This window comes from Nocardioides sp. Root240, from assembly GCF_001428825.1.
Classification (GTDB): Bacteria; Actinomycetota; Actinomycetes; order Propionibacteriales; family Nocardioidaceae; genus Nocardioides.
On the sequence record NZ_LMIT01000011.1, the window covers coordinates 296,471 to 318,993 of the forward strand.

Genomic DNA, 22,523 nt, shown 5'->3' on the forward strand with positions numbered 1-22,523 from the left:
CCCGCCATTCCGCGGGCGAAGCGAACGCCATCGGGCGTCAGCTCCGGGGCGTGAGGATTCCCGAGAGCCCGGCTGCGAGAGCGGCCGGGCTCTCGTCGTACTCCGGGGGCATCGAGACGTAGCTGACCGCCAGCCGGGCCAGGGCCCGGGCGAAGGCCCGCAGCTCGTCGGCGTCGACGTCCGGCCAGGTGGCGGTCGCGGCGGCCTCGAGGCGCTCGGCGACGCGCTGCAGCAGCGGTCCGGCGTCGGTGGTGACCAGCCGGACCAGGTCGGGGTGGGCGTCGCCGGCACGGACCCGCTGGATCAGCGGGTCGGCGACGGCGGTCTCGAGGTAGAGGACGAGCCCCTGCTCGACACCGGTACGCCGGTCGTCGGGGTGCGCCGCGAGGGTCGCCGCGATCGCGTCGCACAGCACGTCGGCCAGGGCGAGCGTGTAGGCCTGCGCGAGGCCGTAGCGGGAGCCGAAGGCGTTGTAGAGGGTCTGCCGGCTGACGCCCGCGTCGTTGGCGACCGCCTCCAGGGTCACGTCGCCCCACGGGTTGGCGAGCAGCAGGGCGCGCAGGGCGTCGAAGACCGCCGCGCTGCGCTCCGCCGCCGACCGGCGCCGAGGCCTCACCATGGACGAACCCACCTACCGCTTGATGCCGCGGAAGTAGCCGATGGCACCGCTCTTCTCGATCACGACGTCGGCGATGCCCTGGCCGGCGAGCCAGGCCTCGAGGTCGCGGCTGGTGCAGCCCGGACCGAGCAGGCCGGCCATCCGGCCGACCCGGCGCAGCGGGACGTAGCGCAGCGCGTCGTTGAGCAGTGCGCTGCCGGTGAGCACGCCGCCCGGCCGCAGCACGCGCGACATCTCGATCACGGCGCGAGCGGGGTCGGGGAAGCAGTGCAGGCCGGTGAAGGTCACGACGAGGTCGAACTCGCCGTCGGCGAACGGCAGGTCGCCGACGTCGGCGACGCGCGGCTCGACCTGGTCGGCGACGCCCCGCTCCTCGGCCGCCCGCATCGTGCGGTCCAGCATGGTCTGGGAGATGTCCGCGGCGACGTACTCGACGCCCTGGCCCTCGCGCAGCCCGCGCAGGGCGACCCCACCACCGCAGGGGATGTCGAGGATCCGGGCGCCGGCGGGCTGGCGGCCGATCTCGGCCGCGGCGCGGTAGAGCAGGCGCAGGTTGCTCTGGATGCCGGCGCGCCAGATCGCACCGCCGGCGCGCGGGTGCTCGACGGTCCAGTCGTAGAAGGACGCCCACAGCGGGTCGTCGGACCAGCCTCCGAGCCCGGGGACCTTCGAGACGGCGGCGCGGATCATGCGGACTCTCCTGAGATCAGGGCGGGGGCGCGGAGCAGCGCCTCCGGTACGGCGAAGCCGTCGACCAGCTCGCGGGCGACGGGCCGGATGCGGCGGCACAGGTCGCCCACCTCGCGGGTGATGGCCTTCGAGCGCTGCGTCGAGAGACGGTCGTGCTCGATGAACCAGGCCGCGTCGGCCTCGATCCCGGCGAGCGCGTGCAGGTCGCACACGGCGTTGAGCGTGAGCTTGAGGTCGCCGTCCTCCATCGCGGCGACCTTCTCGACGAAGGCCTCCAGCACGATCCGCTCGACGTGCGCGCGGGCGGCGGCGATGACGTGGTCCTGGACCCGCGAGAACACCTCGCCGGGGTTCATGCCGGAGTCGATGCCGCGCTTGAGCCGCCGCGCGACGCCGCCGATCCGGTGCTCCTCCCGGAAGCGGTACATCGCGAGGTGGTACTGCGGGTCGCGCAGGCCGCTATCGGTGTCCCAGCTGTCGCCACCGCCGGGCAGGGCGTCGCGGATGGACTGCAGCAGCCGGTGGGCACGGGTCCGTTCGAGGACCGTCTCGACCGCGACGCCCGCCACGAAGCGCACCATGCCGAGCTGGTCGAGGTCGGAGAAGTCGCTGGAGAAGTTCGTCAGCAGGCCCTTGCCGACCAGCTGGAGAAGGACGTGGTTGTCGCCCTCGAAGGTGGTGAAGACGTCGGTGTCGGCCTTGAGCGCCGCGAACCGGTTGACCGCGAGATAGCCCGCTCCCCCGCACGCCTCCCGGCACTCCTGGACCACGTCGGTGGCCAGCCAGGTCGAGAGCGCCTTGGTGCCGGCGGCGCGCGACTCCAGCAGCTGGCGCGACTCGTCGTCGGGCGTGATGCCTGAGAAGACGTCGTGCAGCCGGCTGGCGAGCACCTCCTGGGCGAAGTGCAGCGCGTAGGTCCGGGCCAGCCGCGGCAGCAGCCGGCGCTGGTGGAGCCCGTAGTCGAGGAGCAGCTGCTCGGCGCCGTCGTCGGCACCGGTGTCGAACTGGCGGCGCTGCAGCGCGTAGCGCACCGCGATGGTCAGCGCGACCTTCGACGCGCTGACGCCGGCGGCACCGACCGACACCCGGCCCTGGACGAGGGTGCCGAGCATGGTGAAGAAGCGCCGCCCCGAGCTCTCGATGTCGCTGACGTACTCCCCGCCCTCGGTCACGTCGGCGAACCGGTTGAGCAGCGACTCGCGCGGCACCCGCACGCCGTCGAACCAGATCCGGCCGTTGTCGACGCCGTTGAGGCCCATCTTCTGGCCGTCGTCCTCGATCCGGACGCCGGGCAGCGTCACGCCCGACTCGTCGCGCAGGGGTACGACGAGCGCGTGCACCCCGTGCCCCTCCCCCGCGACCTCGAGCTGGGCGAAGACGACCGCCACGCGCGCGTGCTTCGCCGCGTTGCCGATGTAGTCCTTGCCGGCGCTGGGCGTGGTCGTGGTGATGACGAACTCGCCGGCGTCCGGGTCGTAGGTCGCGACCGTGCCGAGCGCTTGCACGTTGCTGCCGTGGCCCGTCTCGGTCATCGCGAAGCAGCCGAGCAGGCGGCCTGCGATGAGATCGGCGAGGTAGGCGTCGTGGTGCCGCTTCGTGCCGAGCTGCAGGATCGCGCCGCCGAACAGGCCGAACTGCACGCCGACCTTCACCAGCACCGACAGGTCGCCGTAGGCGAGGGTCTCGAAGGCGGCGATCGATGCGCCGATGTCGCCACCGCCGCCGTACTCCTTCGGGAAGCCCATGCCCACCGCGCCGGTGCTCGCGATCTCGAGCACGACCTCGCGCACCCGCTCGCGGAACTCCTCCTTGGGCATCGTCTCGGCGTCCTCGAGGACCGAGGCGTACGACGGGAGCAGGTCACGCACGGTGCGGCGCACGTCGGCGTACCTGCCGTCGAGCAGCTCGGTGAGCGCGGCGACGTCGACGCTGAGCGCCGGGGGCGCGCTGGTGGTGGACTCCTCGGCCATGGGCCGAACATAGTGCCTCGGCGGATGGATCAGGGACGTCCGTAGAAGTCGGGGGTCCGCCAGTAGTACATCGACTCCTCCGTGACCGGGCGGCCGGTGCGCGGGGCGTGCACGATCCGGCCGTCGCCGACGTAGAGCGCGACGTGGAAGATCGACGACGGGCTGTCGCTGTCGCCCCAGAACACGAGGTCACCGGGGCGCAGCTCGCTCGCGGAGATCGGGGTCGTGACGTCGTACTGGGCGACGGAGTAGTGGGGCAGGCTCTTGCCGCCGGCCGCCCATGCCTTGGAGGTCAGGCCGGAGCAGTCCCAGGTGTCGGGGCCGGCCGCACCCCAGACGTAGCGCTCGCCGAGCTGGGCGCGGGCGAAGGCGACCGCGGCCCAGGCGCCGCCGGCGGGCGCGGGCGTGGGGGCAGGCTGGGGGTCGGCCTGGGGGTCGGGCTTGTCGGGCTTGTCGGCGTGCTGCTGGGCGGGCTGCTGGGCGGGCTTGCTCGCCGGCTTCCTCCGTACGGCGGCCTCCCGGGCTGCCCGCTGCTCCTGCGCCAGCGCGTCCTGGCGCCGTTGGGCGACGGCGACGCTGACCCCCTCCAGCCGGGCGAGCGTCCGCACCAGGCGCACCTTCTGCTGCCCGACCTGACGCGCGGTCGCCGCCGCGGCGCCGGCCTCGGCCTGCGCGGCGTCCCGGGCGGTGCGGGCCGCGGCGAGGGTGCGGTCGGCCTCCGCGGCGGCGTCGGTCGCGGCCTGCTCGGCGTCAGCGGCCAGGTCGGCGGCGGCGTCGTAGTCCTGGCGCTGCTGCTCGAGCAGGGCGCGCACCCGGTCGTTCGTGGCGGTCTGCTCGAGCAGGGACTCCATGCCGTCGGCGGCGATCATCGAGGTCGCGATGTTGAGGTCGATGCCCATGTTGTGGGTCGTGAGCACGACGTCGCGGTAGGACTCCTTCTGCTCCGCGAGCGCCCTGTCGGAGCGGGCTGAGGCTGCCGCTGCGACCCGCTCGGCCCTCCGCGCCTGCTGGGCCTGCCAGCGCGCGCCGTTCCACGCCTCGGCGGCCTTGGCCGCACGGATGGAGGCCGCGTCGAGCGCGGCGTCGGCGGCCGCGAGCCGCTCGCGGACCCGGTCGACGTCGGACTTCGCCGCGGCCGCGTCCTCGCGGGCCTCTCGGACCTCGGCGACGCTCGGCTTGCCCGGACGACCGGTGCCATCAGCCCCGTCGGAGTCCGCGATCGCCGGGGCGACCACCCCCGCGGTCAGCACGAGCGCGAGCAGTCCGGTCCCGAGAGTTGGCGTACGCACTCGCGTCACCGTAGTGCGCTTTCGTCACATTGGAAACAAAAATCCCAAGATTCCCACGAAGTAGCGGCGTGTCGGCTTGACGAACTACATGGTTGTAATTCTCGAGGGGGTGACAGTTTCACCGGCCGACCGGTGAAACTGGCGTACTTGGACGACGAAACTCACGCTTGGACGAAGAAGCTTCGTCGTCCCAGCATGAGTTTCACCGGCCGGCCGGTGAAACTCCCGCCGAGAGCCGCAGCGAGGCCCTCAGTCGGCGTCGACCGGCACCTTCGACGTGGTCGTCGTCGGGTGGGAGTGGCCGCGCCGGTCGAACTTCTGGCCGCTGGCGACGCCGCCGACGTAGAAGGAGACGACCGCGATCGCGATGCCCGCGATGTCGTCGGCGACGTAGTGCCACCCGAAGTAGAGGGTCGCGATGACGGTGAGGCCGAAATTGACCCAGAAGACCCACTTCAGGATCTTCGAGCGCAGCGTGTACTGCACCATCAGCGCGAACAGCAGTGTGATCGCGCAGTGCAGGCTGGCGAAGCCGGCGATCGAGTTGACCGAGCCGGTCGCGCCGCCGTAGAGGACGTTGCCCCTCGCTCTCACGATCGAGTTCATCAGGTCGGTCGTGCCGGTGTGGGCGAGGCCGTCGATGCTGTAGTAGAGCGACGGGTAGGCGATGCCGGGGCCGAGGGTCGGGAGCAGGTAGTACGACAGGGTCCCGAGCGACCAGGCCAGGCACTGGGCGGTGACGAACCAGTAGCCGAACGACATGTTGCGCGACCACACCAGCCAGGCCGTCACACCGAGCGGCACGAGCGGCAGGAACATCAGGTAGATCGGCGAGAGCACCTCGGCGGTGATGGTGGTGCCGAAGATGCCGTGCAGCACCTCGGCCGGGTCGTGGCCGAAGAAGATCACCTTGTCGAGCAGGTGCAGCTCGCGGTCGTACGACAGCGCCCGGGGCTTGTCGGCCGTCGCGTCGGGCGCGGAGCGGACGAACGGCAGGAACGACTTGAGGTTCCGGTAGCTGACGTAGGTCAGGTAGAAGCTGAACACGCCGACCGCGACGAGCGTGAAGCGCTCCCTGGTCCAGTGCGTGCGCAGCCGGTGCCGCACGATCGGCACCACCCGGCTCGCGCGACCCCGCGCGCGCCACAGCGTGAGCGGCAGCAGGTCGAGCAGCAGCGCGCCGATCAGCAGCAGCGGCAACCGGATGTACGACGGTCCGAGGAAGCTCCCCTCCGGGTCGAGCAGCCGCCGGTCGAGCTTGACGGCGGCGAAGACCGCGAGGCCGAGCATGAGGGCTGCCGTGCCGATGAGGAGGGTATAGGCGCGGCGGTACACCCGGGCAGTCTAGGAGACCGTGCCAGCACCGCTGTCACGCCCGCCGCCCGCAGGCCGTACAACGATCGTCACATCCGGTTCGGCCGGGAGCCCGGCCGCGGCGAGGATCCGCGCGGCGTCGGCGCCGTCGTAGCTGCGGCGGTGGCCGAGGAAGTCGCGCGCCTCGGCATCGACCGGCGCCCGCCAGACATCGGCGACCGGGCCCTCCTGGACGACCCGGCCGGCGCGCATCAGGGCGACCCGGTCGGCGACCGAGAACGCCTCGTCCTGGTCGTGGGTGACCAGCAGCGCGGTGGTCCGCGCCGCGGTGAGGATCCGCCGCAGGTCGGCGGCGAGCCGGACCCGGAGCTCGGCGTCGAGGGCGCTGAGGGGTTCGTCGAGGAGGAGCAGCCGGGGCTCCGCGGCCAGCGACCTGGCCAGGGCGACCCGCTGGCGCTCGCCGCCCGAGAGCGTCCGGGGCAGGCGGTCGGCGTACCCGCCGAGGCCGACGAGCTCGAGCAGCTCGTCGACGCGGGCCCGGACGGCGCGACGGTCGTCGCCGCGCAGGCGGCGGGCGTAGCCGACGTTGCGGGCGACGGTGAGGTGGTCGAAGAGCTGACCGTCCTGGAACATCAGCGCGAAGCCACGGCGATGGGTCGGTGTGCCGGCAAGGTCCGCGCCGTCCCACGCGACCCGACCGGTGGCGAGGGGCTCGAGGCCGGCGACGGCGCGCAGCAGGGTCGACTTGCCGCACCCGGACGGGCCGAGCACGGCCAGCACGTCACCGTCGGCGACGGCCAGGTCGACGTCGTCCACGGCGAGGGTGCCGTCGAAGCGGACGCTCACATCGGACAGCTCCAGCATCACCAGGCTCCGGTTCCCGGAACGCGAAGGCGCTCCACCACGAGGATCACACCCGCCGTGACGACGGCGAGGACGACGGACGCCGCGAGCGCGGTGCCGTAGTTGAGCGGGCCGGGGTGCCCGAGCAGCCGGTAGATCACCACCGGCAGCGTCGGCTCGGCCGGACGCACGATGAAGGACGTCGCACCGAACTCACCCAGGGACACGGCGAACGCGAAGCCCGCCGCGGCGAGCAGCGGTCGCCAGACCACGGCCAGGTCGACCGTCGCGATCGCTCGCAGCGGACCGGCGCCCAGGGAGGCGGCGGCCTGGCGCTGGCGGTCGTCGATGCCGGCGAGCACCGGGACCAGCGTGCGGACGACGATCGGCAGCGCCACCAGCGCCTGGGCGATCGGGACGAGCAGCGGGCTCGAGCGGAGGTCGATCGGCGGCTGGTCGAGCGCGATCAGGAAGCCGAAGCCGAGGGTCACCGCGGAGACACCGAGCGGCAGCATGAAGAAGCCGTCGAGCACCGTGCGCGCCCGGCGACCGGCGCGGGAGCGGACCTTGCGGGTGACGACGAACGCGACGACCAGCCCCAGCAGCAGGGACATCCAGGTCGCGTCGACCGCGATCCGCAGGGATGCCGACAGGGCGTCGACAACGGAGATCTCGAACAGGCCGTCGGCGGAGCCGCCGAGGGCGCGGTAGTGGTCGAGGGTCCAGTGCCCGTCCCGACGCACGGACCCGACCACGAGTGCGGCGATCGGCAGCGCGACGGCGGCGAGGGTCGCCGCGGTGACGGCGATGGCTGGTACGTCGCGTGGCCGGGGCCGGGTGGGGGCCGCCACCGATCGCCGTACCGTCGGGTCGGGGACGCTGCGCAGCCGGCCGACCACGATGAGCAGCAGCACGACGGCGACCATCTGGACGAGGGACAGCGCCGCCGCGGCCGGCAGGTCGAGCAGGTCGGCGGTGAGCAGGTAGATCTCGGTCTCCACGGAGGAGTAGCGCACGCCGCCCAGCACGAGCACCACGCCGAAGGCGGTCGCACAGAACAGGAAGACCACGCTCGCGGCCGACACGATCGCCGGGCGGAGCGCCGGGAAGGTCACCGTCCGGAACACCTGCCACGGCGTCGCACCCAGCGCCGCGGCCGCCTCGCCCGGCCGGCGGTCGAGGGACTCCCACGCGACGCCGACGGTGCGGATCACGACCGCGACGTTGAAGAAGACCAGGCCGATCAGGATCGCGACCGCCGTACCGTCGAGGCCGAGGAAGCCGAGGATGCCGCTCGGCGCGATCAGCTCGCGGACCGCGAGACCGACCACGACGGTCGGCAGCACGAAGGGCACCAGCAGCGCCGCACGGACCACGGCGCGGCCGGGGAAGCGCAACCGGTGGAGGACGTACGCCGCCGGCAGGCCGAGCGCGACCGAGGCCGCCGTCGCCACGGTGCTGGTCCACAGCGTGAACCAGAGGACGCGGCCGGTACGCGGCCGGCGGAGGACATCGAGGACCGCGCCCGGCGCGAAGTCGCCCTCGGGCCAGAGGCCGCGGTGGAGCATCGCGCCCACGGGGAGCACGAAGAAGACGGCCACCACCGCGACCGGGACGAGGGCCAGCGCGACGTAGGCCCCCCGGCGCGCGTTCCGCGCGCTCAGCGCGAGGTGATGTCGGACCATTCCTCGAGCCACGTCTTCCGCTGCTCGGTGATCTCCGCCGGGTCGACCTTCTCGGTCGTGGTCGGCCGCTTGGCGAACTTCGCCCACACCGCGGGCAGCTCGACGGCCGGGTCGACCGGGAAGACGTACATCTCCTCGGGCAGCGACGCCTGCACCTCGGGCGAGAGAAGCCAGTCGATGACAGCGTGGGCACCGTCGACGTTGGTGCCCTCGCCCTTCAGCACGCCGGCGTACTCCACCTGCTGGAAGCAGCCGTCGAGCAGCGCGCGGGTCGACGTCTTCGTGCCCGCCTTGTTGAGCGTGAACGCCGGCGAGGAGTCGTAGGAGACCACGATCGGGCGGTCGCCGCCGGAGAAGGTGAAGTCCTCGAAGTACGCCTCCGACCAGCCCTTCACCACCTTGGCACCGTTGCGCGTGAGGTCCTCCCAGTAGCCCTGCCACTGGTCGCCGTACCGGCCGATGGTGGCGAGGAGGAAGGCCAGTCCCGGGGAGCTGGTGGTGGCGGCCGGGATGACCAGGAGGTCCTTGTAGGCCGGGTCGGTCAGGTCCGCGATGGTCTGCGGCTCGGCGAGGTCATGGGCGCGGAACCACGCGCTGTCGACGTTGACGCAGACGTTGCCGTCGTCGATCGGCGTGACCTCGCCCGCGCTGCCGGGCAGCTGGTAGGCATCGGCACCCGAGGGCAGGTCCGGCTCATAGCTGTCGAAGACGCCCTCGTCGATCGCGCGGGTGGCGAAGGTGTTGTCGACGCCGAACACGACGTCGCCCACCGGGTCGTCCTTGGTCAGCACCAGCTGGTTGGTCAGCGCGCCGGCGTCGGCCAGTTTGCTGATCGTGAGGTGGTAGCCGGTGTCCTTCTCGAACTGCGCCACCAACGCCTTCGGGACGTTGAAGGACTCGTGGGTGACCAGGGTGACCTGGGTGCTCTTCACCCCGCCCTTGTCGTCGTCCTCCTGGCCGACGAGCGAGCAACCGCCCGCGAGGAGGGTGGCCGCCGTGAGGGCGGTGATGGTCGTGAGGACGCGCGCGCGCATCGGTGACTCCCTTCGCCGGTGCTAACCGGATCAGGTTCGGAGGGTCTGCGTGTCCGCACTCTCAGCCCGTCGGGCTCCCCTGTCTGACCTCACGAGTCTACGGCGGTCGCGCCGCTCGGAGGGCTTCGGGGTCAGGCGACCGCGACCGGCGCGTAGACGACCCCGTCGGCCTCGTCCACCGCGGTTGCCTGACCCCGCGCGACCAGCAGGTCCAGGTGCGCCTTGGTCTCCATCGCGGCCATGCCCTGGCTGAACACGTCGAGCTCGCCGAAGGCCCGCTCGTGCCGGGTCCAGCCGAGGTCCCGGGCGACGACGAGGGAGGTGACCGAGCCGCGCGAGCGCAGCGAGGCGAGGCAGAGGTCGAGGCGCTCCTCGTGGTGGGCGAGCAGCTCGTCGACCCGGGCGTACGACGAGGGGGCCACCGGTCCGTGGGCCGGGAGGATCCGCAGGTCGGGGAGCTCGCGGACGCGGGCGAGCGAGGCCATGAACTGGCCGAGGGGCTGCTCGACGGCCGGGACGGTGAAGCCGATCGAGGGCGTGATCGTCGGCAGGACGTGGTCGCCGGCGAACAGGACGCCCTCGAGCTGGTCGGCGTACACGTAGTGGCCCGGGGTGTGGCCGGGAGTGTGGACGGCGTCGATCACCCGGCTGCCGACCTCGAAGCGGCGGTCGCCCTCGATCCAGAGGTCGGGGAAGGCCCAGTCGACGGCGTCGGGGAGCTCGCCGTCGTGGCCGGCCTCCCAGAGCGCGGCGATCTCCTCGGCGCCCGCGGTGCGGAGCACCTCGAGGAACGGGCTGCCCTGGATCTCGCCGAGCGCGGCGCGGTGGAGCAGCTCGAGCGCCGGCTTCTCCTCGACGCCGAGCGCGACCTCGGCGCCGAACTCCTGACCGAGGACCGTGGCCATCGTGAAGTGGTCGCGGTGCACGTGGGTGACCAGGAACCGCTTGATGTCGCCGAAGCCGGACCCGATCGAGCGCAGGGACTTGTCGAGCAGCTCGCGCGCGACCGGGATCGACCAGCCGCCGTCGATCAGCGTGAGGCCGTCGTCGCCCTGCACGACGTACACGTTGATCGCCTTGAGCGCGTCCATCGGCAGGGGCAGCGGGATGCGGTGGATGCCGTCCGCGACCTGCCACGCGCCCTCGTTGGCCCAGTGCTCGCCGGAGTCCGGCGAGATGGCATGACCGGTCGCGACGCCCTTGGTGCTCATGCCTCGACTTTAGAGAGCGTTCATCTCGGGTTGGAGGTCGGGGAGGCCCAGGTCCAGGTTGGGCTGCTGGATGCCGCCGTCGACCTCGAGCAGCTTGCCCGTGACGAACTGCCCCGCACGCGACGACAGGTAGACCACCGCGGCTGCGATGTCCTCGGCCTCACCGATCCGTCCGAGCGGCGTCGACTCCTCCATCTGCTGCTTCATGGCGGGTACGCCGGCCACGAACTCCAGTGCGCTGGTCATCACCGAGCCGACGTACACGCCGTTGACGCGGACCGACGGCGCGAGGTCCGTCGCGGCGAGCCGGGTCCAGTGCGCGAGGGCGGCCTTGGCGACGCCGTACGCGAGGTAGCCGCGGGCGGCGGTGCGGCCCATCATCGAGCTGATCGAGGTGATCGACTTCTGCCGGCCCTCGCCGGCCGACGCCAGCATCAGGGGGACGGCGGCGCGGCTCAGCGCGTGCGCGGTCGCGACGTTGAAGTGGAAGGACTCCTCGAGGTAGGCCACGTCGGTGTCGAGGAAGGCGTTCGGGATGGTGCCGCCGACGTTGTTGACGACGATGTCGAGGCGGCCGAAGGCGTCGTAGGCAGCCTGCGCGAGACCCGCGACCTCGTCGGTGTGCGCCAGGTTCGCCGGTACGACGACGGCGCGGCGCCCCGCGGCCTCGATCCGGGCAGCGACGTCGGTCAGCTGCGCCTCGGTCCGCGAGGAGATCAGCACGTCCGCGCCGGCCTCGGCGAGCGCGACGGCCGTGGCAGCGCCGATGCCGCGCCCGGCGCCGGTGACGACGGCGACGTGGTCGGTCAGGGTGAAGCGGTCGAGGATGCTCATCGCTCCGCCTTCGTGCCGGCGACCAGGCCGCGGCCGGTGACGAGCGGCAGGTCGAGCGCGGAGCGCAGGCCCGGCTCGGCCGCGACGACGGCCGGGACGGCGTTGATCAGCCGCTGGGCGGTGATGATCATGCCGGAGACGTTGTGGTCGCCGTTCTCCCCGTGGTGGGTGAACTCGACCTTCATGCACGGCTCGCCGGTGATCTCGATGCGGTAGCACCCGTCGCCCTCGTGGGGCCGCGGCCACTCGGGCTCGGCCTGGGCGTCGGTGCGCGTGACGTGCTCGAGCGTGACGCGCGGGACCCCGTCGACCGTACCGATGACGCGGAAGAGCACCGAGCCCATCGTCCCCTCCTCGACGTCGAGGGAGACCGTGCTGACCGTGCGCGGCGCGGGCCGGCGGGTGACCTCCTCGACGAGCGGCTCGTCGAGGGTCACGCCGAGGCCAGCGGCGATGACCCGGACGACCGGGCCCCAGGCGGTGGTGAGGATGCCCGGCTCCCACAGCAACGGCTTGGCGTCGAGCGGCTGCCCGAAGCCGAACAGGTCGCGCATCACGACGGGCTGGTAGTACGTCGAGTAGTCCGCGATCTCGCTGACCTTCACGTGGTCGATGCGCTGGCTCAAGCTCGTCATGACGAGGGGCAGGACGTCGTTGGCGAAACCCGGGTCGATGCCGTTGACGTGCAGGCTGGCGTTGCCCTGGCGGCCGGCCTCGTCGATGGCCTCGATCATCTCCGGCGGCAGCGTCCCGTCGCGGTGCAGCAGGATCACCGGACCCGACGACACCACGTTGACGCCGTCGCGGATGAACTCGGTCAGGTCCTCGATCGACTCGAACACCCGGTCGTCGGTCATCGCGCCGTGCACGATGCAGTCAGGGCGCAGAGCGATCAGCTCGTCGCGGTCCGTCGTGGCCCGGACACCGAGCTCCCGGCCCAGTCCCGCGAGCTCACCGGCGTCCTTGCCGTGCTTGTCCGGCGTGGAGGTCCACACGCCGACCAGCTCGAGGTCCGGGTGGGCGTCGACACCGGCGATGGCGTGCCGGCCGATGGTCCCGGTGGACCAGACGACGACACGCAGCGGCTTCTCGGGGATGACCTGTGACATGGCGCACAGACTAGAACGAGTTCTAGTTTTGCGGAAGGGTCACGGACGGGAGTTTCACCGGCCGGCCGGTGAAACTGTCGTACTTGGACGACGAAACTCACGCTTGGACGATGAAGCTTCGTCGTCCAAGCGTGAGTTTCACCGGCCGGCCGGTGAAACTCACTGGACCCGAGGAATCGGGATGACCTGGTCCGCCGCCCACTCGGGACAGCGGGTGCCGGTGTAGATCGTCGGCATGCACCGGTTGCAGTGGATGCAGATGCCCCGGCTGGCCTCGCCGGCCTGCAGTCGGTTGACCAGGTCGGGCTCGCGCAGCAGTGCGCGGCCCATCACCACGAAGTCGAAGCCGTCGGCCATCGCCTGCCGCATGGTCTCGACCCGGTTGATGCCGCCGAGCAGCATCAACGGCATCGCCAGCGCGGAGCGCACCTCGAGCGCCTTCGGCCGGAAGTAGGCCTCCTCGAAGGCGTAGTGCTTCATGAACCCCCGGCCGGCCGGCGTCTTCATGCCCCACTTCACGAGGGGTGGCATGGTCTCGGCGAACTCGGCCACGGGGGCATCGCCGCGGAAGAGGTACATCGGGTTCATCAACGACGAGCCGCCCGAGAGCTGCAGCGCGTCGAGGTGGCCGTCGGCCTCCAGCAGCCGGCCGAGCTCGATCGCCATCTCGGTCGTCACGCCGCCGGCGAAGCCGTCGGAGACCGACACCTTCGCCGTCACCGCGACGGCGTCCCCGACCTCCTCCCGTACGACGCGCGCGACCTGCCGCGCGAGCTTCGCCCGCCGCTCCAGCGGACCGCCCCAGCGGTCGCGGCGGCGGTTGAGGGCGGGCGCGAGGAAGGAGGAGATGAGGTACGAGTGCGCCATGTGCAGCTCGAGCACGTCGAAGCCGGCGCGCACGAGGATCCGCGCGGTGTCGACGTAGGCCTTCGTGACGCGGGTCAGGTCCTTCTCGGTCGCCGATCGGATCATCTGCATCGACAACGGGCTCGGCATCCGGCTGGCCGCGATCGCGTGCACGCCGTTGGAGCGGCCGTTGGCGACCGGGCCGGCGTGGCCGACCTGGCCGGCGATGCCCGCGCCGGTCGCGTGGATCTCGTCGGCGAGACGCGCGAGGCCCGGGAGCGTCCTCTCCGACACCACGATCTGTTCGTGGTGGGTGCGGCCGTCGGGCGTGACGGCGAGGTACGCGACGGTGGTCAGCCCGACCCCACCCTCTGCGGGAGCGCGGTGGTAGGCGATCAGCTCGTCGGTGACCACACCGTCGGGCGTACGGCCCTCGAAGGTCGCGGCCTTCACCGTGCGGTTGCGCAGCCGCACGGGACCGAGGTCGACGGGACTGAAGACGTCAGGAACGCTCACGCGCGCACTCTAGGGCCAAACTAGAATACGTTCTAGTGACGCGCGCCGTATCGTTCGCGCATGGCCAAGTCGCTGTGGCGCGACCGGAACGACGCGCTCGACCCCGAGACCGACTACGTCGAGATCTACCAGAACCTCGCGCTCTACGAGTTCACCTGGGACCTCACCCAGTCGCTCAGCTTCGCGCTCTTCCGCACCTACGCCGTGCCGAGCATCGGCCGGCTGCTCGACCGGACCGGAGCCTTCACCCAGCAGGTCCAGAAGCGGTACGACGACACCGCGCTGCTGCTCGAGGCACCCTTCGTGCACGGCTTCGACAGCGCGTCCGGCAAGGCCGCCCTGCGCCGCATCAACCAGATGCACAAGGCCTACGACATCTCCAACGACGACTTCCGCTACGTCCTGGCGACCTTCGTCGTCGTACCCAAGCGGTGGCTCGACGACTACGGCTGGCGGCCGTTGTCGGACACCGAGCTCCGCGCGAGCGTGAACTACTACCGCGCGCTCGGGCGACGCATGGGCATCAAGGACATCCCGGAGACCTACGACGCCTTCATGCACCTGATGGACGACTACGAGCGCGCCCACTTCGACTTCGACGCCGGCGGTCGCCGCGTCGCCGACGCGACTCTCACGCTGATGACCACCTTCTACCCCCGACCGCTGCGCAAGCCCGTCGAGGTCTTCAGCCGCGCACTGATGGACGAGCCCCTCCTCGACGCCTTCGCCTACGTCGACCCCGGCCCCCTCGCCCGCCGGGTGAGCCGCGCCGCGATGCGCGCCCGGGCCCGGCTGCTGCGGCACACGCCGTCGAACCGTACGCCCACGTTCACCGCGGACCTGCCGCGGATCAAGAGCTACCCGGACGGCTTCGCGCTGGGCGACCTCGGCACCTTCCCCGTGCCGGGGGTCGGCGGCTGTCCCGTGCGGCACGCGTCCGACACGACGCCGGCATCGGCGCCGAGCGCGACCGCGTGAGGCGGTCGATCGCCGCCGGGGTCGTCCTCCTGGCTGGTCTCGGGATGACCGGGTGCGGCACCCTCGGCGCGACGTGGCAGGCGGTGCCGACAGGATCCCCGGTGCTCACCAAGGACGGCGCCCAGCTGGCGCTGCTCGTCCCCGACAACGTCGGGGACGAGTTCCGCGCCTTCGAGGAGCCGTCCTGGATCGGGGGCGGCTGCCTGGAGAATCCCACCGACGTCCTCGACTACCTCGGTCCGGTCGAGGCCAAGCGCGCGATCATCCACGACACCGGCTGGCCGACGGTCGACTCCTACGCATGGGGCACGGCGGACGACGAGCAGATGGCCGCGGCGTTCGACGAGCTGCAGCAAGCGATCCACGACTGCACCGAGGTCTCGATGAGGTACGGCGAGGACTACTACGACCTCCGGGTCCGTCCCGAACGGCCCTCGACGTTCCCGGGCGCCGACGAGCGGATCGGGTACGTCGCCCGCGGCTGGGGTCGCTCGAAGGGCGAGCGCTGGCCGGTGGTGCTGCGGATGAGCTTCCTGCGCTTCGGCAGCTCCGCCATCGCCGTGCAGGCGGACTCGTACACCAACGACGACGACGTCCACGAGGGCCTCGTCGAGCTGGCCGCGCACCGGCTGGCCGCGGTGCTCGAGGGCCGGACCCCCGCGCTCGAGGGCTACGAGCCCGGTACCAGCGCCTGAACGTCGCCCCGGCGTCGTACCGGGTCAGGCGTTGAAGCGGGCCGCCCGCTTCTCGATGAACGCGGACACGCCCTCGCGGCCGTCGGGCGAGCCGGCGAGCCGGCGGATCGAGAGCGTCTCCTTGCGCAGCGCGGTCTCGGGGGCGGGCGCGACGACGTCGCGGAGCAGCCGCTTGGCGGCGGCGTTGGCCGCACCGGAGCCGGCGGCGAGGGTGGCGACGACCTGCTCGGCGGTGGCGGCCAGCTCGTCGGCGGGGACGACGCGGGCGACCAGGCCGGCGGCGTGGGCCTCCTGCGCGGTCAGCAGGTCGCCGAGGATCGCCAGCCGCAGCGCGCGGTGCAGGCCGAGGGTGTGCACCAGGAGCGAGCTGCCGCCGTCCGGCGAGAGCCCGACCTTGGTGTAGGCGAGGCTGAACTTCGCGGTGTCGGCGGCCAGCACGATGTCGGCGACGGCGGCGAGCGGGAAGCCCGCCCCGGCGGCGGTGCCCTGGACCACGCTCACCACGATCGCATCGGAGCGGACCAGCTCGCTGACCACGCGGTGCAGGGACTCGGCGAGGTCGTCGATGAAGGCACTGACGTCGTCGGCGCCGGCGAAGGCGCCGAGGTCCCCGCCGACCGAGAAGAACCGGCCCTCGGCGGCGAGCACGATGACCCGCGCGCCGTCGCGGTGCGCGCTGCGCACCGCGTCGTGGAGGGCGGCGACAGACTCGAGGTGGACCGGGTTGCCGTTGTCACCGTCGACGAGGGTGATCCGGGCGACGCCGTCGGCGTGCTCGTAGCGCACGAGAGTCATGAGGGGGATCCTTCGGTTCAGCGGAACTGGTCGTGGAGTGAGGCAGGGAGGTCGAAGAGCGGGTCGCGGGTGATCTCCGCGCGCCCCAGCGTGGTCAGGTGGGCCTCGTCGGGGCCGTCGAAGATGCGCATCGCGCGGTGCCAGCCCCAGAGTGCGGCAAGGGGCGTCGCGTCGCTGATGCCGGCGGCGCCGTGCAGCTGGATGGCGCGGTCGATGACCGACAGCACCGCCCGCGGTACGGCGACCTTGGCCGCCGCGATCAGGTGACGCGCGGCCTTGTTGCCCTCGGCGTCGACGGTGTACGCCGCGAGGTGGCACAGCGCCCGCGCCTGGTCGAGCTCGATGCGGGACTCCGCGATCTTCTCGCGCACGGCCGACTGCTCGGCGAGCAGACCGCCGAACGCCGTACGGGACTTCGAGCGGGCGACCATCATGGCCAGCGCGCGCTCGCCGGCGCCGAGCGCCCGCATCACGTGGTGGATCCGTCCCGGGCCCAGCCGCATCTGCGCGGCGGCGAAGCCGCCGCCCTCCTCGCCCAGCAGGTTCGCCAGCGGCACCCGGGCGTCGGTGAACTCGATGACGCAGTGGCCGTGCTGGTCCTGGTGGCCGAAGACGGGGTACGAGCGCTTGATCTCCACGCCGGGGGTGTCGACCGGGACGATGATCATCGACTGCTGCCGGTGGGTGGCGGCGGTCGGGTCGGTCTTGCCCATCACGATGAGCACCTTGCAGCGCGGGTCGGCGGCGCCGGTGATCCACCACTTGCGGCCGTTGACCACGTACTCGTCGCCGTCGCGCTCGATGCGGGTCTCGATGTTGGTCGCGTCGGACGACGCGACGGCCGGCTCGGTCATCGCGAACGCCGAGCGGATCTCGCCGTCGAGCAGCGGCTGCAGCCACCGGGCCTGCTGCTCGGGCGTGCCGACGAGGTGCAGCAGCTCCATGTTGCCGGTGTCCGGCGCCTGGCAGTTGATGGCCTCCGGCGCGATCTCCAGGCTCCAGCCGGACAGCTCCGCGATCGTCGCGTACTCCAGCTGCGTCAGCCCGGACTCGCTCGGCAGGAAGAGGTTCCACAGGCCCCGCTCACGGGCCCGGACCTTCAACTCCTCCACGACCGGCGGCACCGTGTGGTCGGCGGCGCCCTGCTCCTCGCGGTACCGCGCGTAGGCCTCCTCCGCCGAGAAGACCTCCTCGGCGAGGAACGCCTTCATCTCCTCGAAGAGCCGCACGGCCTTCTCGCTCGGCGCCGGGAACGCGGGGTACATCGCAGACGAGCCGGTCATGGGGCCACTATGGCGCAGGCGCGAATCGGCCCGCCGACGGGGCTGCAGGAATACCCGCCTAGGTGGGTATTCCGACGGTTGATGACGGTTGCAACCGTCACCAAGCGCAGGAATCCCCACCTAGGCGGGGATTCCTGCAGAGTCAGGCGGCGCAGTTGCCGGTGTCCGCCTCGCGACCGTCGCTGCCGGCGGCGGCACCCCGCTCGGCGGTCTCGGCGACCTGCTTGGCGGTCAGGGCGTAGCCGGTCTCGGGGTCGGTGACCGACGCGGCGAAGACCACGCCGGCGACCTTGCCCTGCGGAGTCACGATCGGGCCGCCGGAGTTGCCGGGGCGGACCAGGCCACGCAGGGAGAACACCTCGCGAACGACGGTGCCGGCGCCGTAGATGTCGGGCGAACGGAGGTTCTGCATCGCCCGGACCCGGCCGGTCTGGACGTCGAACGGGCCGTCCTGCGGGTAGCCGATGATCGCGATCGGGTCCTCGGCCTCGGTGGTCTGGTCGAAGGCGAGGACCGGGGCGTCGCCGGTGTCGAGGGCGAGCACCGCGATGTCGAGCTTGCGGTCGTAGTAGACGACCCGGGCGAGCTCGGTGCCGCCGCCGATGCTGACCTCGGGGTCCTGGACTCCCGCGACGACGTGGGCGTTGGTCATCACGCGGTCGGGCGCGTAGACGAAGCCGGTGCCCTCGACACCGCGGCCGCACTTGTTGCCACCCCGGATCTTGACCACGCTCGGCCTGACGGCGCGGACGGCGGCGGTGCGCGGCAGGTTCGACGGACCCGGCTGGACCTCGACGATCTGTTCGGGCGCGAACGGCTCGAGGTAGCGCGGGAAGAACCCCGTGCCGACGACGTTGTTGAAGGCCTGCAGCACGTTCGGGGCGGCGTCCGGGAGCGCGTCGTTGACCTTCCCGAGTACGACGGAGCTGCGCACCATCGAGGTGACCGAGCCGATCCGGGTGCCGCTGATGGCGACACCGAGCGCCCACGCGACGAGCAGGACGGCGAGCGCGCTGAGCAGGGCGCCGCCGACCGCGTCGAGCGCGCGTGCGGGCTGCCAGGTGATGCGTTCGCGGACCCGCGCGCCGGCGTACTGGAGCAGGGCCTGGCCGAGGGAGGCGCAGAGGATCACGATGAAGAGCGCACCCAGGGAGACGGCGAGCGACGGGTCGAGCTTGCTCAGCAGCAGGGGCGCGAGGAAGATGCCGGCGAGGCCGCCCGCGAGCAGGCCGACCGTGGCGAAGGCGCCGGTCACGAAGCCCTGCCAGTAGCCCGACAGGGCATAGGCGAGCACCAGGAGGACGAGCAGCCAGTCGAGGACATTCACTCGTTCGGCTCCAGGATGTCCATGCCGTCCCCCGCGTCCTCGTCGCTCGCCGAGCCCGAGGTCCGGCGGACGTACTCGGCGAGCATGTAGTCGGGGAGATCATGCACCGGCGGGTCGCTCACCGGTGGGAGCCACCCGAGGAAGTCGAAGAACCGGGTGAGGATCCCGCCCGTGAAGCCCCACAGGATGACGTCCTTGTCGGGGCCGATCAGGAAGCCCGGCCCCATCCAGCCGCCGGGGTGGCGCACCTGGATCCGGTGCTCGGGGTCGAACAGCTCGGTCAGCGGCACCCGGTGGATCGCGTGCACCTCCTGCGGCGAGGCGACCCGGATCGGAGTGGGGTCGCGCCACCAGCCGAGGATCGGGGTGACCGCGAAGTTGGAGGGCGGCAGCCACAGCTCCGGCAGGCTGCCGAACACGGCGACGCCGGCCGGGTCGACGCCGATCTCCTCGTCGGCCTCGCGGAGCGCGGCCTCGACCGGGGACTCCCCCGGGTCGATGCTGCCGCCGGGGAAGGAGACCTGGCCGGGGTGGGAGCGCATGTCGTGGGCGCGCTCGGTGAGCAGCACGTCGTGCTCGCCGAAGAGCATCAGTACGGCGCCGCGGCGCACCTCCTGCCCGGGCGGGGGCAGGAAGGCGGTCAGGTCGCTGCCGCGGATCGAGCGCGCGCCCTCGGCGACGGGCAGCAGCCAGTCGGGCAGGTCGCTCGGCAGCTGGTCGGGAATGTCGGTCACGACGCCACCTTCGCGGTCACGTCGATGCCGAGGTTGTCCTCGACGAGGTCGACGACCTCCTGGACCGACTCGACGCCGCCGGTGCGCGGCTTCGAGACCGTGCCGTCCTCGGAGACGAAGAGGAAGAAGGGCAGGCCGATGCCGAGCTCGGCGTCGGTCTCCTGCAGGTCGCCGCAGGCGTCCGCGAGCGACGGGTAGGTGACGCCGAGCTGGTGCGCGAGGTCGATCGCCGCGCCGGGGTAGGTGTCGAGGTAGTTGACGCCGAGCACGGTGACCTGGTCGCCGTACTTCTCGTAGAAGTCCTGCAACGCCGGCATCTCCTTGCGGCAGGGACCGCAGTTGGACGCCCAGAAGTTGATCATCGCCGGACCGTGCACCTGGTCGAGCGCGGCCCCCTTCTCCCCGCCCAGGCAGGCCAGGTCGAGGTCGGGCAGCTGCGCCGCGGCACCATCGCCGACCGACCAGCTCGCCGGGTCGCAGTCGGCGATGCCGGCCGCCACGCGGTCCTTGACCAGATCGGGGGCGTCCGCCTCGACCTTGCAGGCGAAGCTCGGCGCGACGCTGTCGCAGCCGGTCATCAGGACACCGGCCGCGACGAGCGCGACCGCAGCGGCCGGCAACCTCATCAGTTGGGGCCCTCGGTGCGGACCAGCTTCTCCGCCTCGACCGGGTCGGTCGGCCCGGTGCCGTAGGACGGGCACCAGCGCGCCACCGGGCAGGCACCGCAGGCGGGCTTCTTGGCGTGGCAGCGGCGCCGGCCGTGCCAGATGAGGTGGTGCGACAGCATCGTCCAGTCGCGCTTCGGGAAGAGCGCCCCGATCGCGTGCTCGACCTTGACCGGGTCGGTCTCCTCGGTCCAGCCGAGCCGGCGGGCCAGCCGCCCGAAGTGGGTGTCGACGGTGATGCCGGGGACGTCGAAGGCATTGCCGAGCACCACGTTGGCGGTCTTGCGGCCCACGCCCGGCAAGGTCACGAGGTCGTCGAGCCGGCCGGGCACCTGGCCGTCGTAGCGCTCCACGAGCGCGGCGCTCAGCTTGAGCAGCGACTCGGTCTTGGCCCGGAAGAAGCCGAGCGGCCCGACGATCTGCTCGAGGTGGGCGCGGTCGGCGGCGGCCATCGACGCCGGGTCCGGGTACGCCGCGAAGAGGGTCGGGCGCACCAGGTTGACCCGCTTGTCGGTGGTCTGGGCGGAGAGGACGGTGACCACGAGGCACTGGAAGGCATCGTCGAAGTCGAGCTCGGCCTTCGCGTCGGGATAGGTCTGCGCGAGCACCCGGTCGATCTTGCGGGCCCGCCTGACCAGCTGGGTCGGCGTCTCCTCGGTGATGTCGATCGGCCGCACGGATGCCACCCTACGGGTCTGCTCCGACAGCGGGGCAGCAGCGGTCCCACGGGGGACATGCCGGACGCGGCGCTAGGTGTGACATCGCGCACTGGCTAGGATGCGCCCGACCGGGTTTTACAACTTTGGAGGAAGCGTGGACAACGACGTACTCCGTCAGGCGCCACTGTTCAGTGCCCTCGACGACGAGGCCATGGCAGCGCTGCGCACGTCGCTGGCCACCACGCGGCTGCGCCGCGGTGAGGTGCTGTTCCACGAGGGCGACAGCGGCGACAAGCTGTACGTCGTGCTCGAGGGCAAGGTGAAGCTCGGCCGCACCTCCTCCGACGGGCGCGAGAACCTGCTCGCGATCATGGGCCCCGGCCAGATGTTCGGTGAGCTCTCGCTGTTCGACCCGGGCCCGCGCTCGGCCACCGTGACCGCGGTGACCGACGCCGAGTTCGCGTCGCTGTCGCACGAGGACCTGCTGCGCTGGCTCGAGGGACGCCCGATGGTGGCCCGGGGCCTGCTCACCCAGCTCGCCGGTCGCCTGCGCAAGGCCAACGACGTCGTCGCGGACCTGGTGTTCTCCGACGTCCCCGGCCGCGTGGCCAAGGCGCTGCTCGACCTCGCCGACCGCTTCGGCCGCACCGCCGACGACGGCGTCCACGTGCACCACGACCTCACCCAGGAGGAGCTCGCCCAGCTGGTCGGCGCTTCCCGCGAGACGGTCAACAAGGCGCTCGCCGACTTCGCCTCGCGCGGCTGGCTGCGCCTGGAGCCGCGCTCGGTCGTCATCCTCGACATGGAGCGGATGTCGCGCCGCGCCCGCTGAGAAATCCTCTCGGCGGCCACCCCCGAACCACCCGTTCCGCGCGTAGGAGCAGGTGAAAGGGGGTCGGCCCATGCACCCGTCCGCACGCGACGAGTTCGAACGGTTCGTGCATGCCCGCACGCCGGCCCTGACCCGCACGGCGTACCTCCTCACCGGGGACGCCCACCTCGCGGAGGACCTCGTGCAGACGGCACTCTTCAACGCAGCGCGCGCCTGGCACCGGATCGAGGGCGATCCGGAGCCGTACGTGCGGCGCATCCTCTACACCCAGAACATCTCGTGGTGGCGCCGGCGCCGGTTGCGTGAGGCGCTCACGCCGGCGTACGACGACCGGGCGTCGCTCGCTGCGCCCGGCGACGCCGACCTCCGGATCAGCCTGGAGGCCGCGCTCGCGCAGCTCACCCAGCGGCAGCGCTCGGTGCTGGTGCTGCGCTTCTTCGAGGACCTCACCGAGGTGCAGGCCGGGCACGCGCTCGGCATCAGCTCCGGGACGGTCAAGTCGACCACCCGCGCGGCACTCGCGCGGCTGCGCGCCCTCGCCCCGCACCTCGAGGACCTCCTGGAGGAGGCGTCATGATCCACCCCACTCGATTCT

Annotated in this window: 22 protein-coding genes and 1 riboswitch; of the genes, 4 read left to right on the plus strand and 18 right to left on the minus strand. The window is 71.9% G+C overall.

The features are described from left to right. Positions 1–37: 37 nt before the first annotated feature. The 12 genes from ASE20_RS15465 to ASE20_RS15520 form a co-directional block, all read right to left on the minus strand. Positions 38–619, minus strand: a complete 582-nt coding sequence (locus tag ASE20_RS15465; protein WP_056895456.1) for a TetR/AcrR family transcriptional regulator — start codon at positions 617–619, stop codon at positions 38–40. Positions 620–631: 12 nt separating this feature from the next. Next, positions 632–1,309: a class I SAM-dependent methyltransferase gene (locus tag ASE20_RS15470; protein WP_056895457.1), complete on the minus strand. Its 678-nt coding sequence runs from the start codon at positions 1,307–1,309 to the stop codon at positions 632–634. Then, positions 1,306–3,279: an acyl-CoA dehydrogenase gene (locus ASE20_RS15475; RefSeq protein ID WP_056895458.1), complete on the minus strand. Its 1,974-nt coding sequence runs from the start codon at positions 3,277–3,279 to the stop codon at positions 1,306–1,308. Before ASE20_RS15475 ends, ASE20_RS15470 begins: the two co-directional genes overlap by 4 nt. A 29-nt stretch (positions 3,280–3,308) precedes the next feature. Next, positions 3,309–4,568, minus strand: coding sequence for a C40 family peptidase (locus ASE20_RS15480; RefSeq protein WP_157538473.1), 1,260 nt, complete (start codon positions 4,566–4,568; stop codon positions 3,309–3,311). Positions 4,569–4,817: 249 nt separating this feature from the next. Further along, entirely contained in the window at positions 4,818–5,903 is a 1,086-nt protein-coding gene (locus ASE20_RS15485) for a phosphatase PAP2 family protein (RefSeq protein WP_056895460.1), read from the minus strand. Between the two features lie 9 nt (positions 5,904–5,912). Then, positions 5,913–6,746: an ABC transporter ATP-binding protein gene (locus tag ASE20_RS15490; RefSeq protein ID WP_082612464.1), complete on the minus strand. Its 834-nt coding sequence runs from the start codon at positions 6,744–6,746 to the stop codon at positions 5,913–5,915. Beyond that, entirely contained in the window at positions 6,746–8,410 is a 1,665-nt protein-coding gene (locus tag ASE20_RS15495; RefSeq protein ID WP_056895461.1) for an ABC transporter permease, read from the minus strand. The genes ASE20_RS15490 and ASE20_RS15495 overlap by 1 nt, the downstream gene beginning before the upstream one ends. Beyond that, the gene (locus ASE20_RS15500; RefSeq protein WP_056895462.1) at positions 8,386–9,444 is read right to left on the minus strand and encodes a thiamine ABC transporter substrate binding subunit; all 1,059 of its coding nucleotides are present in this window, start codon (positions 9,442–9,444) and stop codon (positions 8,386–8,388) included. The genes ASE20_RS15495 and ASE20_RS15500 overlap by 25 nt, the downstream gene beginning before the upstream one ends. Next, a riboswitch (TPP riboswitch) is annotated at positions 9,435–9,535 on the minus strand. (Overlaps the previous gene by 10 nt.) Positions 9,536–9,575: 40 nt before the next feature. After that, a complete protein-coding gene (locus tag ASE20_RS15505) occupies positions 9,576–10,655 on the minus strand; it encodes an MBL fold metallo-hydrolase (protein WP_056895463.1) in 1,080 nt (359 codons plus the stop codon). A gap of 9 nt (positions 10,656–10,664) precedes the next feature. Further along, positions 10,665–11,489, minus strand: coding sequence for an SDR family oxidoreductase (locus ASE20_RS15510; protein WP_056895464.1), 825 nt, complete (start codon positions 11,487–11,489; stop codon positions 10,665–10,667). Continuing rightward, positions 11,486–12,598, minus strand: coding sequence for a diacylglycerol kinase (locus ASE20_RS15515; RefSeq protein ID WP_056895465.1), 1,113 nt, complete (start codon positions 12,596–12,598; stop codon positions 11,486–11,488). The genes ASE20_RS15510 and ASE20_RS15515 overlap by 4 nt, the downstream gene beginning before the upstream one ends. 159 nt (positions 12,599–12,757) lie before the next feature. After that, positions 12,758–13,960: an NADH:flavin oxidoreductase gene (locus tag ASE20_RS15520; RefSeq protein WP_056895466.1), complete on the minus strand. Its 1,203-nt coding sequence runs from the start codon at positions 13,958–13,960 to the stop codon at positions 12,758–12,760. A gap of 60 nt (positions 13,961–14,020) precedes the next feature. Here ASE20_RS15520 and ASE20_RS15525 point away from each other — a divergent pair, with 60 nt between their 5' ends. Both ASE20_RS15525 and ASE20_RS15530 read left to right on the plus strand, forming a co-directional pair. After that, positions 14,021–14,938: an oxygenase MpaB family protein gene (locus ASE20_RS15525; protein ID WP_056895467.1), complete on the plus strand. Its 918-nt coding sequence runs from the start codon at positions 14,021–14,023 to the stop codon at positions 14,936–14,938. Beyond that, complete coding sequence (locus tag ASE20_RS15530) at positions 14,935–15,633, plus strand: hypothetical protein (protein WP_056895468.1); 699 nt, start codon at positions 14,935–14,937, stop codon at positions 15,631–15,633. The genes ASE20_RS15525 and ASE20_RS15530 overlap by 4 nt, the downstream gene beginning before the upstream one ends. A 24-nt stretch (positions 15,634–15,657) precedes the next feature. Here the strand turns inward: ASE20_RS15530 and ASE20_RS15535 are convergent, their stop codons facing one another. The 6 genes from ASE20_RS15535 to nth form a co-directional block, all read right to left on the minus strand. Beyond that, complete coding sequence (locus ASE20_RS15535; RefSeq protein WP_056895469.1) at positions 15,658–16,428, minus strand: enoyl-CoA hydratase/isomerase family protein; 771 nt, start codon at positions 16,426–16,428, stop codon at positions 15,658–15,660. A 17-nt stretch (positions 16,429–16,445) separates the two neighbouring features. Next, complete coding sequence (locus ASE20_RS15540) at positions 16,446–17,711, minus strand: acyl-CoA dehydrogenase family protein (RefSeq protein WP_082612465.1); 1,266 nt, start codon at positions 17,709–17,711, stop codon at positions 16,446–16,448. Positions 17,712–17,853: 142 nt separating this feature from the next. After that, the gene (locus tag ASE20_RS15545; protein ID WP_056895470.1) at positions 17,854–19,038 is read right to left on the minus strand and encodes a MarP family serine protease; all 1,185 of its coding nucleotides are present in this window, start codon (positions 19,036–19,038) and stop codon (positions 17,854–17,856) included. Then, entirely contained in the window at positions 19,035–19,772 is a 738-nt protein-coding gene (locus ASE20_RS15550; RefSeq protein WP_082612466.1) for an NUDIX hydrolase, read from the minus strand. The genes ASE20_RS15545 and ASE20_RS15550 overlap by 4 nt, the downstream gene beginning before the upstream one ends. Next, positions 19,769–20,398 (minus strand): TlpA family protein disulfide reductase, encoded by a 630-nt coding sequence (locus ASE20_RS15555; RefSeq protein WP_056895471.1) that lies wholly within the window; start codon positions 20,396–20,398, stop codon positions 19,769–19,771. Before ASE20_RS15555 ends, ASE20_RS15550 begins: the two co-directional genes overlap by 4 nt. After that, a complete protein-coding gene (gene nth / locus ASE20_RS15560) occupies positions 20,398–21,114 on the minus strand; it encodes an endonuclease III (protein ID WP_056895472.1) in 717 nt (238 codons plus the stop codon). Before nth ends, ASE20_RS15555 begins: the two co-directional genes overlap by 1 nt. 100 nt (positions 21,115–21,214) lie before the next feature. Between nth and ASE20_RS15565 the strand changes: the two genes are divergently transcribed. Continuing rightward, positions 21,215–21,928: a Crp/Fnr family transcriptional regulator gene (locus tag ASE20_RS15565; RefSeq protein ID WP_200952825.1), complete on the plus strand. Its 714-nt coding sequence runs from the start codon at positions 21,215–21,217 to the stop codon at positions 21,926–21,928. A gap of 70 nt (positions 21,929–21,998) precedes the next feature. Continuing rightward, a complete protein-coding gene (locus ASE20_RS15570; protein ID WP_056895474.1) occupies positions 21,999–22,505 on the plus strand; it encodes a SigE family RNA polymerase sigma factor in 507 nt (168 codons plus the stop codon). Positions 22,506–22,523: the final 18 nt, after the last annotated feature.